The 14,542-nt window shown below is 68.3% G+C and carries 13 protein-coding genes; 6 read left to right on the top strand and 7 right to left on the bottom strand.

Features of this window, described 5'->3' with window-relative positions; genetic code table 11:
- Positions 1 to 130 precede the first annotated feature (130 nt).
- Both U0023_RS03715 and mbfA read right to left on the bottom strand, forming a co-directional pair.
- Positions 131 to 1,045: a metallophosphoesterase family protein gene (locus tag U0023_RS03715; RefSeq protein WP_009763685.1), complete on the bottom strand. Its 915-nt coding sequence runs from the start codon at positions 1,043 to 1,045 to the stop codon at positions 131 to 133.
- A gap of 54 nt (positions 1,046 to 1,099) precedes the next feature.
- Positions 1,100 to 2,071, bottom strand: coding sequence for an iron exporter MbfA (gene mbfA / locus U0023_RS03710; protein WP_009763686.1), 972 nt, complete (start codon positions 2,069 to 2,071; stop codon positions 1,100 to 1,102).
- Positions 2,072 to 2,463: 392 nt separating this feature from the next.
- Between mbfA and U0023_RS03705 the strand changes: the two genes are divergently transcribed.
- Both U0023_RS03705 and U0023_RS03700 read left to right on the top strand, forming a co-directional pair.
- Positions 2,464 to 2,946, top strand: coding sequence for an NUDIX domain-containing protein (locus tag U0023_RS03705; protein WP_009763688.1), 483 nt, complete (start codon positions 2,464 to 2,466; stop codon positions 2,944 to 2,946).
- A gap of 147 nt (positions 2,947 to 3,093) precedes the next feature.
- Positions 3,094 to 3,606: a GNAT family N-acetyltransferase gene (locus U0023_RS03700; protein ID WP_009763689.1), complete on the top strand. Its 513-nt coding sequence runs from the start codon at positions 3,094 to 3,096 to the stop codon at positions 3,604 to 3,606.
- Between the two features lie 254 nt (positions 3,607 to 3,860).
- Here the strand turns inward: U0023_RS03700 and U0023_RS03695 are convergent, their stop codons facing one another.
- From U0023_RS03695 to U0023_RS03680, 4 genes are read right to left on the bottom strand one after another with little or no spacing between them, the layout of a single operon-like run.
- Positions 3,861 to 5,933 carry a membrane protein gene (locus U0023_RS03695; protein WP_009763690.1) on the bottom strand — a complete coding sequence of 691 codons (2,073 nt, stop codon included), beginning with the start codon at positions 5,931 to 5,933 and terminating at the stop codon, positions 3,861 to 3,863.
- An 11-nt stretch (positions 5,934 to 5,944) separates the two neighbouring features.
- Positions 5,945 to 8,749 (bottom strand): DUF4159 domain-containing protein, encoded by a 2,805-nt coding sequence (locus tag U0023_RS03690; protein WP_009763691.1) that lies wholly within the window; start codon positions 8,747 to 8,749, stop codon positions 5,945 to 5,947.
- A gap of 3 nt (positions 8,750 to 8,752) precedes the next feature.
- Entirely contained in the window at positions 8,753 to 9,679 is a 927-nt protein-coding gene (locus tag U0023_RS03685) for a DUF58 domain-containing protein (protein ID WP_009763692.1), read from the bottom strand.
- Positions 9,680 to 9,689: 10 nt separating this feature from the next.
- Positions 9,690 to 10,706, bottom strand: a complete 1,017-nt coding sequence (locus U0023_RS03680) for an AAA family ATPase (protein WP_009763693.1) — start codon at positions 10,704 to 10,706, stop codon at positions 9,690 to 9,692.
- Positions 10,707 to 10,903: 197 nt separating this feature from the next.
- Between U0023_RS03680 and U0023_RS03675 the strand changes: the two genes are divergently transcribed.
- Genes U0023_RS03675 through U0023_RS03660 form a run of 4 tightly spaced genes read left to right on the top strand, consistent with a single transcriptional unit; the run spans position 10,904 to position 13,639 of the window.
- Complete coding sequence (locus U0023_RS03675; RefSeq protein WP_009763694.1) at positions 10,904 to 11,503, top strand: DUF1285 domain-containing protein; 600 nt, start codon at positions 10,904 to 10,906, stop codon at positions 11,501 to 11,503.
- Entirely contained in the window at positions 11,503 to 12,141 is a 639-nt protein-coding gene (locus U0023_RS03670; RefSeq protein ID WP_009763695.1) for a CoA pyrophosphatase, read from the top strand. The genes U0023_RS03675 and U0023_RS03670 overlap by 1 nt, the downstream gene beginning before the upstream one ends.
- On the top strand, positions 12,138 to 12,395 hold the full coding sequence (locus tag U0023_RS03665; protein ID WP_009763696.1) for a DUF6111 family protein: 258 nt from the start codon (positions 12,138 to 12,140) through the stop codon (positions 12,393 to 12,395). The genes U0023_RS03670 and U0023_RS03665 overlap by 4 nt, the downstream gene beginning before the upstream one ends.
- Complete coding sequence (locus U0023_RS03660; RefSeq protein ID WP_009763697.1) at positions 12,395 to 13,639, top strand: CCA tRNA nucleotidyltransferase; 1,245 nt, start codon at positions 12,395 to 12,397, stop codon at positions 13,637 to 13,639. The genes U0023_RS03665 and U0023_RS03660 overlap by 1 nt, the downstream gene beginning before the upstream one ends.
- On the opposite strand, the gene hemF is transcribed toward U0023_RS03660, so the two are convergent.
- Entirely contained in the window at positions 13,636 to 14,532 is an 897-nt protein-coding gene (hemF, locus tag U0023_RS03655; RefSeq protein ID WP_009763698.1) for an oxygen-dependent coproporphyrinogen oxidase, read from the bottom strand. The genes U0023_RS03660 and hemF overlap by 4 nt on opposite strands.
- Between the last annotated feature and the right edge of the window lie 10 nt (positions 14,533 to 14,542).

The following is a 14,542-nucleotide window of genomic DNA, read 5'->3' as shown; positions in this document are numbered from 1 at the left end:
GGATCTTCGTGGCTCAGGCGGAATGAAGGCCTTGAAGAAGCCAGTACAGTCCAGGTTTATACTGGACCTTCTCTCTGCGATCACCGTGCAATGATCTGCCGGTTCGGCAGGGCTTTAAGAGGTCCGCCGGTCAAAGCTTGTCTATAGGCTTGCGAATGCGTGCGAGCGAAAGCATGCCCATGCCACCGACCGTCCCGTCCGGCCTCAAGCCCCGTAGCTCGGCTGTGAGGAGGAAACCGGTCTCGTCCTGTCCGATGGTGAAGAGATGGTAGCCGGCCTTGTGGGTCAGCGTTCCCCCCCGGGCGGAGGCCGAGGGCGCGCCGATCACCGGGATGGGGCCGCGCGGGCCGTCGAGATGGGCGAGCGAGCCCACGTGGTTGTGCCCGTGCAGCACGAGTTCCGCGCCGACCCGGCACAGCATCTTCTCGAAGCGCCGTGCATCGGTGAGGTTTCGCCCTGCTTCGGCGCCGCCCACATGAGGCGGGTGGTGGATCAGCACGATCCGGAAGCAGCCCGGATCGCGCCCCAGCTCGCCGAGAATGTCCTCGACGGCCTTCATCTGCTTCGACCCGACCCGGCCGCTCGCCACGAAGGGCAGGGTCGGGATGGCGGAGGACAGGCCGACGAGGGCGATGGGCCCATAGCGGCGCAGATAGGGGAAGGTGCCCTCGCGCCCGTCGTCGCCCCGGGTCCAGGGCGCGACCTCCCGCAGGAGGCCTTCGAGCGATCCTCGGACATAGGCGTCGTGATTGCCCGGCACGAAGGTGACGCGGGACGGGTCGCCCAGGCCTTCGAGGAAGACGCGGGACGTCGTCCATTCATCGGGCAGGCCGATATTGCAGGTGTCGCCCGTGCAGGTGATGTGGTCGGGCTGCTGCGCATGGATGTCGGCGACGAGCTCTGCCAGGAGCTCCATGTCGTGGAGATCGTGCCGGCTGCGGTGCCAGTTGTACCAGCCGGTCAGGCGCTTGCTGAGGAGCTGCTTGAGGTGCGGCCGGGGAAGAGGCCCCACATGGGGGTCGGTCAGGTGAGCGATGCGGAACATGGCGGCCGGGTTGATGCGAGCGGAAGCGAGAGTTCGCGCGCCACGTCCCGTGCGTCAAGCGCTGCCGATGAAGATACCGGCCAGAAGCACCAGAACGCCGCCGAAGACGACCTGCATGGTTGCGCTCCAGAACGGCGTCTCCATGTAGCGCGTCCGGATCCACGAGATCGCCACGAGTTCGACCGCCACGACGACCGCCGCGATGCTTGTGGCGAGCAGGAAGGCGTTGGGCCAGGAATCCGGGACGAGATAGGGTAGGGTGTGGCCGAGGCCGCCCGCCGCCGTCATGACGCCGCAGATCAGGCCGCGCAGCCAGGGCGAGCCGCGGCCCGTGATCTCGCCATCGTCCGAGAGAGCTTCCGTCAACCCCATGCTGATGCCCGCGCCCACGGAGGCGGCAAGCCCGACGAGGAAGGTCTCCCAGTTGTTCTGGGTGGCGAAGGCGGCCGCGAACAGGGGCGCGAGCGTCGAGACCGAGCCGTCGATGAGCCCGGCCAGTCCCGGCTGCACGTATTGCAGCACGAAGAGCCTGCGGCGGGCGTGCTCCTCGGCGGCCTCGGCATTCTCGGTCAGGTGGGCGGCGTGCAGCTCGCTGGCCTTGCGCTCATGGCCGCGCTCGACCTCCGCGAGCTTGGTGAACAGCTCGCGCACCGATACGTCGAGGGTCTGCTGGGCGGCCTTTTCGTAGAAGCTCGCGGCCTGCAGCTCCATGACCTCGGCCTCCCGGCGCATGCGGTCGAGGTCGAGATGGGGGCTCCACCAGACGGCGCGGCGCTTCAGGAAGCCGCGCACGTCCTCCCGGCGAATGGGCGGGAGGTGCTCGCCGAAGCGGGCGCGGTAGAAATCATAGAGGGAGTTGCGATGGGCCCGCTCTTCCTCGGCCATGTCGTTGAAGATATCGGACGAGGCAGGGAAATCGACACGAAGGCGGTCCGCGAAATCCTGGTAGATCCGCGAATCTTCCTCTTCGTTGGCGATGGCGAGCGCGATGACCTCACGCTCGGAGAGTTCGGACAGAGACTTCATGGCCGCTCCTGTCTAGAAGTATTCTAAACAACAAGCTGTGCCTTCGCCAAGCCCTTCCAGGAGGGCAGGGCGATCAGACGGAGCACCGGGCGCGGACATGGGTTTGCACCCTTCGGGAACACGCCGGTGCGCCGGAAGATCAGTACTGGGCGCCCGGGATCAGGGTCGAGTAGATCGAGCGGTCCTCGAGGTTGAGGGCCGGGGACCAGGAGAAGCGGGCGGAACGGTTGAGACGGGACAGGATCAGCGCGAGAAACATTGGAACACCTTTGGTTGGTGCTGTCTTAGACCTTTGTCTAATGCGGGTCACGTGCCGAATCGCCGGAACAGCTATGCAATTGATGAATGACTACATTCATCCTTCTGTAATCTTGTTGTGATCGACTGGTTCGATGTCTGACTCTCCTCCGCCCCGCCGGGGTGCGCGATTCGTCTCCTGGGGCCTCCACACTTATTGGCGCTTCTCCCGCGGCCTGACGCTGGGTGTGCGCGGCGCGGTTCTCGACGACCGGAACCGGGTCTTTCTCATCCGGCACACCTATGTTCCCGGCTGGCACCTGCCCGGAGGAGGGGTCGAGACCGGCGAGACGGCCCTCGACGCGCTCGGCCGCGAACTCCGGGAGGAGGCCTGCATCGCGCTCGACGGGACGCCAGAGCTGTTCGGGGTGTATTTCAACCGCAGGATTTCCCGGCGCGACCACGTGCTGGTCTACGTGATCCGGCGCTTCACGGTCGTGGAGGTCAAGCAGCCGGACCGGGAGATCGCCGAGGCGGGCTTCTTCCCTCTCGACCGGCTGCCCGAGGGCACGACGGTCGCCACCCTCAACCGCCTGGCCGAGATCCTGAAGGGGCAGCCCGCGTCGGCGAACTGGTGAGAGAGGGTTTGCGCCGCGTTCCCGACGCTGCTATGGCCTAACCGCCTGAGGAAACGCCGAGCTCATGACCGACACCCGGATTTTGCGACGACGACACGGCTGACGTTCATTCAGCCGCCATTCCCGTTTCCTCGTCCCGAGTCCGTCATGACCGAGCTCTCGCTCCTGATCCGCACTGAACAACCCATCGATTCCGAAGCCATCGAGCGCCTGCACGAGCGCGCCTTCGGCCCGGGGCGCTTCGCCCGCACAGCCTCCCGCCTGAGGGAAGGGGCGTCCCACCGGCTCGATCTGTCCTTCACGGCCATGGTCGGCACGCTGCTCGTCGGCTCCGTCCGCATGACGCCGGTGAAGGCCGGCGAAGTCCCGGCCCTGATGCTCGGCCCGCTCACGGTCGAGCCCGCCTTCGAGAGCCGCGGCATCGGCGCGGCCCTGATGCGCCGCTCCCTCGACGCCGCCAAGGCCAAGGGCGACACCCTGGTGCTGCTCGTGGGCGACGAGCCCTATTACAGCCGCTTCGGATTCAAGCGCATCCCGCCGCAGCAATTGCAGCTCCCGGGCCCGGTCAACCCGGCGCGATTCCTGGCGCTGGAACTGGTCGAGGGGGCGATGGCCGGCGCGAAGGGGCTCGTGAGCCCGCTGCCCGATACGGGCGAGTAGGCGGCCCAGCACCGAGGCTGCCGCAGCTTCCCTCTCCCGGATCTCGGGTGTTCCCGAGATCCGTTCCTGCAAGCTCAAGTCGGGAAAACCCGACTTGGGATGGGGAGCGGTCGAGCGCAGCGAGGGTGAGAGCGGCTTCCGGAGAGGGCGTAACCCCTCACCCGCCGTGCTGACGCGCGTCGACCTCTCCCTCAAGGAGAGGTGAACACGCGCCACGCCTTCACAGGCCGCGCCTGCTTTGACCGCGAACTCGCTTATCCCCTCCGGCGTCCCTCGATCAGCCAGGCGGCAAGCGTCGAGCCGATCAGGAGCACGAGGCCGACGAAGCCGAGCGCCATCGGGAAGACCGAGACGCCGCGGACGATGGCGCTGTCGCTGGGCCGGATCCCGATCCAGTCGCCGCCCGACAGGCGGGTGCCGGAATGCACCGCCAGGATGCGCGGCACCGTGATGCTCTGATCGCCCGCCATCGCGACGCGCCGCACCGATCCGCCCGTCGCTTCCGCGATCGGCGTCAGGGCCTCCGTGTTGCTGAACACGTCCATCAGCTCGCGGGGATTGGCCGGTCCGATGCTCACGAAGGCGACGAGGTCGCCCGAGCGGAGCGTGTGCAGCCCGAGTTCGCGGCTTTGCACCTGGGCGGTGAAGAGGCCGGGGCGGCTCTCGGTGAGCGGAACGCTGCTTTCCTGGCCGCTCGGCGCCGTGAGGGTCACGGGATCGGCGGTCTCGGCCATGGTCTGGCGCTCGATGCGGATCGAGCGTCCCTGGGCGCTGGCGCGCAGCGCTTCTTCCTCGAGGGCGGGCTCCTTCATGAGCCAATGGGCGAGGCGACGCAGCAGGTCGAGATGCGGCCCGCCCTCCTGATAGCCGCGCGCCCAGAGCCAGGCATGGTCGGAGAGCAGCAGCGCCACGCGCCCCTTCTCCTCCCGGCGCAGTACCAGGAGCGGCAGGTCGTCGGCGCCCGACATGAGGGTGTCGCCGGACTGCACCTGCGAGCCGATGATGCGCAGCCACTCGCCCCAGGCCGGCGGCGATTGCTCGGAGCCCGGCAGGTCGCGGGTGACCGGGTGCCGGTCGCCCGTCTCGGTGATGTGCGCCTTGTAGGGCTGCTCGACGATGGTGCCGTTGGGCTGGCCGGGAATGATCGGCGCGAGCCGCGTCTGCGCGAGGCTGCCGTAGCTGGCGAATTCCGGCCCCGCCGCCACCAGGATCGCGCCGCCCTCGCGCACGTAGCGCACGATGTTCTCGAAATAACTGGAGGGCAGGATGCTCTGGTTGGCGTAGCGGTCGAAGATGATCAGGTCGAACTCCTTGATCTTCTGCTGGAACAGCTCGCGGGTCGGGAAGGCGATCAGCGAGAGTTCGTTGATCGGCGTTCCGTCCTGCTTCTCAGGCGGGCGCAGGATGGTGAAGTGGACGAGGTCCACATTGGCGTCGGATTTCAGAAGATTGCGCCAGGTCCGCTCGCCCGCATGGGGCTCGCCTGAAACCAGCAGCACGCGCAGCTTCTCGCGGATGCCCTCGATGGGAACGACGGCCCGGTTGTTCGCCAGCGTCAGCTCGCCGGGCAGGCCTTCCACTTCGAGTTCGACCACGTTGGTGCCGCCATGCTCGATGCGTACGTCGAGGGAGAAGGGCGTGTCGGCCGGCACCTGCTGGCGGGTGAGGACCTGCCCGTCGCGCCGCACGGTCACGAGGGCCGAGCCGGTGCCGCCGCGCTCCATGATCTGCGCCCGGATGGTCTGGTCCTTGCCGACGATGCCGAAGCGCGGTGCCTCGAGAAGCTTGATCTGCCGGTCGCGCTCGTCCGGGCGGCCGGTGATGAGGGCGTGGAGCGGTGCCTTGAAGCCCAGACCCTCGACCGACGACGGGATGTCGTGCACCACGCCGTCGGTGACGAAGATGACGCCGGCGAGCCGGTCGGGCGGCACGTCGGCCAATCCGTTGGACAGGGCGGTGAACAGGCGCGTGCCGTCATCGCCGTTGCCGTCATCCGCCTGGATGAAGCGGGGCTCGACATCGGCCAGAGAGCCGAAGCGGCGCTCCAGCTCGGCCTTCACCTGATCGGTCATGGCCGGACGGTCGCCGAGCGTCTGCGAGGTCGAGCGGTCCATGACCACCGCCACGATGTCCTTCACCTTCTCCCGGTCTTCCTGAACGAGCGCCGGGTTGGCGAGAGCGAGGAGGACGAGCCCGAGAGCGATCGCCCGCAGGATCGCCACGGGGCCGCGGGACAACAGCGCGAGGATCGACAGCAGCACCACGACCGCGCCGAGGGCCCAGAGGGCGTAAGCCGGGACGAGGGGGGAGAAGCCGATGGAAAGCAACGATGATCCCCTTACTGCCCGAGGCGTTCGAGCAGGGCCGGCACGTGGACCTGATCGGCCTTGTAGTTGCCGGTCAGCGCGTACATGACGATGTTGACGCCGCTGCGATACGAGAATTCCCGCTGGCGCTGGTCGCTGCCGACGACCGGAAACAGCCACTCGCCCCGCTGGCCCACGGCCCAGGCGGCGGCGAGATCGTTGGACGTGATGATGATCGGCGAGACGCCGTCACCCGAGCGGGCGGGGCGGCTGGCCTCTCCCTCGGGAGCAGGCGGCAGGGCCTCGACCCAGGTCTGGCCCGTGGCATAGCGGCCGGGGAAGCTGTCGAGGATGTAGAAGGTCTTCGTGAGCACGTGGTCGGACGGCACGGGCTCGAGTTCTGGAATGTCGAGGCTCGCCAGCATCCGGCGCAGGTACTGGCCTTCCGCCGTGGGGGCGCCGTCCGGGCGATTGCCGAAGGCGTCGCGGGTGTCGAAGATCACCGTGCCGCCGCCCTTCATGAAGGCGTCGAGCCGCCGGATCGCGGCCTCCGACGGTGCGGGGCGCGAGGCCACGATGGGCCAGTAGATCAGCGGATAGAAGGCCACCTCGTCCCGCGAGAGATCGATGCCGATCGGCTCGCCGGGCGAAAGGGCCGTGCGTTGGCTGAGCACCTGCGTCAGGCCGGTCAGGCCCGCCTTGCTCGTATCGTCCACCTGCGTGTCGCCCGTGATCACATAGGCCAGGCGCGTCACGAGGGCCGGATTCGAGCTATCCGTCGCCATCGAGGGCCGGCGGTCCTGCGCGCTGGCGTCCGAGGCCGGGTTCAGGAGCAGGAACGCGCCCAGGACGAGCGCCGCCGTCGCGCCGGCGCGGCGCAGGCGGCCGGTGAGGTTCGACAGATGGCCCCCGAGCCACAGGGACGCGAGGGTGTCGATCAGCAGGAGCGCCAGGGCGAGCATGAAGAGCGGCGTGCGCAGGTCGATGGTCTGTGCTCCGGCCAGGGGAGCGACCTGCGCATTGAGCGGGGCGTAGTTGAGGGGCGCGAGCCGGTCTCCCGGCAGGAGCGCATTGACTGCTAGGCTCGAATCCACCGGCCCGTAGAAACCTGGCGGATGTTCCCCGTTCGCGCGCTCGGCATAGGTGCGCGCAATGGCGCGGGCGGTCGCCGGGGGCGAGGTGTAGATGCCGTATCCGTCGAGAGTCAGGCGTGGGGCCACTGTCTCGTTCTCCGCATTGCGGGCTTCCGCATTCACATCGCCCGGCGCGCCCGCGAGGGCCGTGGTCCGGCGCAGCATGTCGACGAAGAGGCCCGACAGGGGCAGGTTCGACCAGGTCGTGTCGGCGGTGACGTGGAAGAGCACGATCAGGCCGTCGCCGCGTTTGTCGGCGGTCACGATCGGCGTGCCGTCGGCGAGCGACGCCCAGGTCTTCGCCGGCAGGTCGCCGTCGGGCTCCGCGAGGATCTGGCGGCGGATGCCGATCTCCTCCGGCACCTGAAGGCCGAAATAGGGGCTCTCGCGGGTGAACGGCGCGAAGGTCTTGGGCGTGTCCCAGGACAGGGTGCCGCCGAGGCTGCGGCCGCCCCGCCGCAGGCGCACCGGCACGAGGTCGTCGTTGCCGGCCGCCAGCCGGGAGCCCGCGAAGCGCAGCAGCATGCCGCCCCGCTCGACGAAGGCCGTGACCTTGCCGAGGGTTTCCTGATCGAGGCCGCCCACGTCGGCGAGCACGAGAACGGAGACCTGCTCGTCTATGAGCTGGCTCACCGCGTCGGCCACCGCGCCGCGGCCGTTGCGGATCTCCGAATAGGGCGCGAGCGCGCGCTCGATATAGTAGAGTGGCGAGAGCAGGGGCTGGGCCTGATCGGAGGTTCCGCCGAACACGAGGCCGACCCGGCGGCGCTTCCCGCGCTCGTCGAGAAGATGCACGGCGCCCGCGGATCCCTCGCCCAGGATCTCGATGCGTGCGATGGCGTTGCGGATCTCGGTGGGCAGATCGAACGCGACGCTCGTCTCGGTGGCGTTCGGATCGAAGGCATAGCGCATGTCGGCGAGCGGCAGGCTCTTCAGGTCGAGGGCTCGCACGGTCCCGGCATCGCGTCCGTTCGGCTCGGGCCGCACGAGCCTGACGTTGAGCTGGCCACCGGCATTCTCGACGCCTGCGACGGCCAGGGCCGGAGCGAGCTCCGCTTTCAGAACGGTGATCCGGTGCCCGTTCGCCATCTGCGCCAAACCGTCGATGAAGCCCTGACCGTCAACGCCCGCGACCCCGTCGCTGATCCAGACAATGTTGGCCTCGGGCGTGGATTCCAGGAAGCGTTTGATCGACTCGAGATGGGCCTGCCGGTCCTGCAGATGCGGCAGCGGCTTGAGGGAGCGCAACCGCTCCAGGGCCGTGGCCGGGCTCGTGGGCTCGATGGCGGCGGGCGCCTCCGCGGTCGCCACGAGCGCGACGGTGCGTCCGTCGCGTCCCGCCGCCTCGATGCGCTCGGACGCGAGGTTCATGCGGTCGCGCCAGTCGTGCGCGGCGGCGAAGCCGTTGTCGAGCACCATCAGGAGCGGCGAGCGGTTGTTGTCTTCCGCCAGCGGATTCCAGATCGGGCCGGCTGCCGCGAGAATGAGGAAGGCGGCGAGCAGCAGCCGAAGCAGCAGGAGCCACCAGGGCGTGCGCGCGGGCAGCTCCTGCTCGGGCCGCAGATCGGCCAGGATCTTGAGAGGCGGAAAATCCACGCGTCTCGGCTGCGGCGGCGTGATGCGCAGCAGCAGCCAGATCGCAGGCAGGGCCGCAAGCGCCGTCAGGACCAGCGGAACGGTGAAGGTGAGGGGAAGGCCGAACATCGATCAACGCCCTCCCGGGCCGGTGCCCCGCGACGTCGACACCAGGGTCATGATGCGCAAGGCGGCCTCGCTGGCGGGACGGTCGGTGCGATGGATCGTCAGGGTCCAGCCGCGGCGGCGGGCGAGGGCCTGCAGCTCCTCCCGGTGCTGGTCGATCCGCAGGCGGTAGGCCCGGCCCCAGGAGATCGCATCGCCGATGCGCAGGGAAAGACCGTCCTCCAGGTCGTGCAGGACGGCTTGTCCCTGGAACGGGAAGGTTTCCTCGACGGGATCGACGATCATGACGAGATGGCCCCGCGCCCCGCGCGCCGAGATGGCCTCGACCATGGCGGTGATGTCGCGCATGGGCGACAGGAAATCGCTGATCAGCACCGCTTCGTGCTGCGGCGCGACGGGCGCCTGCGGCGGCAGGTCCTCCTCCAGGGCCGAGCGGTCGGTCACCAGGGTCTGGGCCATGGCCTCCGCGATGCGCCTTGTGGCGCGCGGCGGCATGAGGCCCAGCATGCCGACCCGCTCTCCCGCTTCGACGAAGCAATCGGCGAGCGCCAGTCCGAGCACGATGGCACGCTCGATCTTGGGCGCCTGGGCCAGGTCGGAGACGTAACCCATGGAGGCGGAGCGGTCGATCCAGAACCACATGGTCTGGGCCGTTTCCCATTCCCGCTCGCGCACGTAGAGCCGGTCGTCGCGGGCGGAGCGCCGCCAGTCGATGCGCTGCGCCGCCTCGCCGGTGACGAAGGGGCGGAACTGCCAGAAGGTTTCGCCGGTGCCGGCGCGGCGGCGGCCGTGGATGCCGTGCGCGAGGTTCGCGGCCACGCGCCTGGCTTCGAGCACCAGATGCGGCATCCGGCTGGCCAGGGAGAGCGCGCTCTCCGTTTCGCTGCGTCCCGGCGAGCGGGCGCTTTCGGGAAGGACCCGGACACGGGCCATGATGGTGATCCTAGCCTGCCAGCCGCGCGGTGAGCCGGCCGACGACGCTCCTGATCGTCTCTCCGTCCGCCCTGGCGGAGAAGGTCAGCGCCATGCGGTGCTTGAGGACGGGTTCGGCGAGCGCCACCACGTCGGCGATGGAGGGCGCCACGCGGCCCTCGATCAGGGCGCGGGCGCGCACCGCCAGCATCAGGGCCTGGCTGGCGCGGGGGCCGGGCCCCCACAGGATCTTGTCGGTCACGCCGTCCATCCCGTCGCCCTCCGGACGGGCCGAGCGGACGAGGTCGAGGATCGCATCGACCACGCTCTCGCCGACCGGCAGGCGGCGGACGAGCCGCTGCGCGTTCATGAGCGCCTCGGCGTTCATGACGGCTTGCGGCTTGTGTTCGTCGGCGCCCGTCGTCTCGATCAGGATCCGCCGCTCGGCGTCGCGGGTCGGGTAGCCCACGTCGATCTCGAGCAGGAAGCGGTCGAGCTGGGCCTCGGGGAGTGGATAGGTGCCTTCCTGCTCGATGGGATTCTGGGTCGCGAGCACGTGGAACGGCTGGGGCAGGTCGTGCCGCTCGCCGCCCACGGAAACGTGATGCTCCTGCATGGCCTGCAGCAGGGCCGACTGGGTGCGCGGGCTCGCGCGGTTGATCTCGTCGGCCATGAGCAGCTGGGCGAAGACCGGGCCCTTCACGAAGCGGAAGGAGCGCCGGCGGTCGACGCCTTCGTCGAGGATCTCGGAGCCGAGGATGTCGGAGGGCATCAGGTCGGGGGTGAACTGGATGCGGCGGGCGTCGAGGCCGAGCACCGTGCCGAGCGTTTCCACGAGCTTCGTCTTGGCGAGGCCCGGGACGCCCACGAGCAGGCCGTGGCCGCCGGCGAGAAGGGTGATGAGGGTCAGGTCGACCACGTCCTCCTGGCCGAAGATGACCGTGTGAATGGCCTCTCTGGCGCGGCCGACAGTCTCAAGGGTCGCCTCCGCGTTGCGGATGATCGCGTCGTCCAATGCGGTAGGCGCTTGAGCAATGCTGGCCGTCATGAGGTCACTCTCCTCGTTCGCAATTGCCCCCGTTAGCTAGTCTGCCTTTGTTCCGTGTCGAGACGCAAGGGTCGTTGCGCCGCAGCATGACAAGGAACGGAGTGGACGGGACTGCCCGGGGCCCTATGCTCTAGCAAGTAACAATCGGCGGCCGTTCGTCGATCCATAAGTTCAAGATTCCTGTTCACGCTTGCGTCATGACCGAACATTCATCCCCCATTCCCGGGAACGCCTTGGCCCGTCTCGCGCAGGCGCTCGGCCCCGATTCCAAGCGCAAGGGCCCGCCTCCGGTCGAGCGCTGGAACCCGGCCTATTGCGGCGAGATCGACATGCGCATCGCGGCCGACGGAACGTGGCATTACATGGGCACCGCGATCAACCGCCCGGCTCTCGTGAAGCTGTTCTCGACGGTCCTGCGCAAGGACCCGGAGCGATACGTGCTCGTCACGCCGGTCGAGCGGGTCGGGATCGCGGTCGAGGATGTGCCGTTCCTCGCGGTCGAGATGGCCGTGGAGGGTGACGGCGAGGCTCGGCAGATCGCCTTCCGCACCAATGTGGACGATCTCGTGCAGGTCGGCCCCGAGCACCCTCTGCGCTTCGACCGGGATGCCCGTGGCGGCGTGAAGCCTTACGTTAAGGTACGGGGCGATCTCTGGGCCCTGGTGACCCGGTCCCTGGCGCTGGATCTCGTCGCGATGGGCGAGGAACAGGACGTGGAAGGCATTGCCACCTTCGGTATCAGGGCCAATGGCATCTTCTTCCACATGGCTTCCAGCGACGAACTGGGCACACGCTGATGCGGCTCGCACCCCATGACGCGCCCGATTTCCTGACGCTGGCGGCCGAGCGGCTGCGGCCCGAGCCGCCGCATCAGGACGAGGCGCTCGCCAATCCGCGCGGCGATCATACCCTCGACAACGTGCCCCTGGCCCATCCCCTGACGCCCAAGCCGGCAGCGGTCCTCGTGCCCGTGGTCATGCGCGAGGAGCCGATGCTGCTCCTGACCGAGCGCTCCGCGCATCTGCGCCAGCATTCGGGGCAGATCGCCTTCCCGGGCGGGCGGGTCGATCCCGAGGATGCCTCCGTCCTGGCGGCGGCCTGCCGCGAGGCGATGGAGGAGATCGGGCTCGACAGCCGCTTCATCAGCCCGCTCGGCTATCTCGATGCCTATTTATCCACGACGAATTATCTCGTCATGCCGGTGGTGGCGCGGGTTTCCCCTTCCTACACCCTCAATCTCAACCCCGACGAGGTGGCCGAGACTTTCGAAGTGCCGCTCGGCTTCCTCATGGATCCCGCACGCCATGAACTGCATTCGCGCGAATGGAAGGGCCGGGTGCGCCGATACTATGCAATGCCCTACGAGGGACGCTACATCTGGGGCGTGACGGCGGGCATCATCCGCAATCTGTACGAAAGGCTCTACGGTTCATGACGCGGGCAGTTGTTCAGGGACTGGTTCTGTTTTTCCTGCCCTTCGTTCTCTTCGGTGCCTATCTCGTCATCCGCCGCCGCAACCCGCTGCTGTGGTCGCACTGGAGCACCCAGTCGCTCTGGCTCACCATCGCGGGCCTGGGCTTCGTGGTCCTGTCGCTGATCGTCACGGGCTTGGTCGACGAGCGCAAGACGGGCGCCTATGTGCCGACGCGGGTCGAGAACGGGCGCGTGATACCGGGACATTTCGAGTGATGGACGATCTCGATCGACAGGCCCTGGCAAGCCTTCTGGAGCGCCCGGCGCTGCGCCGCCTCCTGGAAGTCTTCAACGACGATGCGCAGGAGACGCGCATCGTGGGCGGCGCCGTGCGCAACGCGCTTCTCGGCAGGCCCGTGACCGAGGTGGATTGCACCACCACCCTGCTGCCGGACGCCATCGTGGCCCGCGCGGAGGCCGCGGGGTTCAAGGCTGTCCCGACCGGGATCGAACACGGCACGATCACGGTGATCGTCCAGGGCGAGCCCTATGAGATCACGACCCTGCGCGAGGACGTGGAAACCAACGGGCGGCACGCGGTGGTGCATTTTGGTCGCGATTTCGCGCTCGATGCAAGGCGTCGCGACTTCACCATCAACGCGCTCTCGCTGAGCCTCGACGGGCGGCTTCACGATTACACCGGCGGCATGGCCGATCTGGCGGCCCGGCGCGTCCGCTTCATCGGCGACGCCCATACCCGCATCCGCGAGGATTACCTGCGCATCATGCGTTTCTTCCGCTTCCATGCGGAATACGCGCAAGGCGATCCGGACCCGGAGGGGCTCGTCGCGTCGGGCGCCGAGCGACAGGGGCTGGAGATCCTTTCGAAGGAGCGGATCCGGCATGAGCTCCTGAAGCTCGTCGTTGCCCGCAGGGCGGAGGACACCATCCGCCTGCTGGCGGAACATGGGTTCCTCACATGGCTGTTGGACGGCGCCGCCGAATTCGGGCGCCTCGATCGGGTCGCCGCCTCCGACCGTGATGATCCCGTCCCGGTCTGGCGGCTGGCAGCCCTCGCCGTCATGGTCGAAGAGGATGCGGAGCGGCTGCGGGAACGCCTGCGGCTGTCCAACGACGAGCACAAGAAGCTCGCCGCCTACGGCAGGCTCCTGTGCCTTCTCAAGACCTGGGCCTTGCCCCTCGACGCCGCCGCCATCCGCCGTCTGGCGGCGGACCATGATCTCGACACCCTCCGGGTCGTCCTCGCGGCCACGGCCGGAGAGCCCCGTCCGATCATCGAGGCCGAGGCCCGCGAGGCGCTCGCCCGGTTCTGGGCTGGCGCTGAGCCGGTGCCGATCTTCCCCCTCCGCGGAGCCGACCTGATCGAGGGCGGTGTTCCGAAGGGGCCGAGGATCGGTCAACTGCTCGCTCAGGCCCGCCAAGCCTGGCTTGCGGAGGGCTGCCGGACGGATGACTCATATTCCAGGGACTTGCTGAAGCGAGTTCTGGAGCAGGTTTAAGGCCACCTCACCGTCGGCGGCATGGAGGAGAGGATCGACGCGATGTTGCCGCCGGTCTTCAGGCCGAAGATCATGCCACGGTCGTAGAGCAGGTTGAACTCCACATAGCGCCCGCGCCGCACCTGCTGCTCCATGCGGTCCGCTTCCGTCCAGGGATTCGTGACGTTGCGGCGGACGATCTCGGGATAGACCTTCAGGAAGGCCTCGCCCACTTGGCGGGTGAAGGCCAGGTCCTCGTCCGGATTTCCGGTCCAGTGATAATCGTAGAAGATGCCGCCGATGCCGCGCGGCTCGTTGCGATGCTTGAGGAAGAAGTACTCGTCGCACCAAGCCTTGTATTTCTCGTAGGAGCCCACCGGCGCATGGCTTCGGCAGGCCTCCTCCAGGGCCTGATGAAAGGCGATGGTGTCCGGGTCGGACTGGGAGCGCCGCCGGTCGAGCACGGGGGTGAGATCCGCTCCGCCGCCGAACCAGGGTTTCGTGGTGACCACGAAGCGGGTGTTCATGTGCACCGTTGGAACGTTGGGATTCCAGGGATGGGCGATGAGCGAGACGCCGCCGGCCCAGAAGCGCGGATCCTGGTCGGAGCCCGGGATCTGGCCTCGGAATTCCGGCGCGAACTCTCCGTGCACGGTCGAGACGTGCACGCCCACCTTCTCGAACACGCGGCCGCGCATCATCGACATGACGCCCCCGCCGCCGGGGGCTCCGCCGTGGTCCTTGCGCTCCCAGGGCGTGCGCTCGAACCGGCCGGGCTCGGAGGCTTCCGGGGGGAGGGGAGCCGTCACCTCGTCTTCCAGCGTCTCGAACGCGGCGCAGATCCGGTCGCGCAGGGTGGCGAACCAGCGGGGAGCCTCCGTCTGCAGGCGCTCGATATCGGCTTTGTCGGTCATGGTGATGTCG

The organism is Microvirga lotononidis, assembly GCF_034627025.1.
In the GTDB taxonomy this organism is placed as follows: Bacteria; Pseudomonadota; Alphaproteobacteria; order Rhizobiales; family Beijerinckiaceae; genus Microvirga; species Microvirga lotononidis.
The sequence above is the reverse complement of the archived record's forward strand: the minus strand, read 5'-3'. Positions and strand labels throughout refer to the sequence as shown.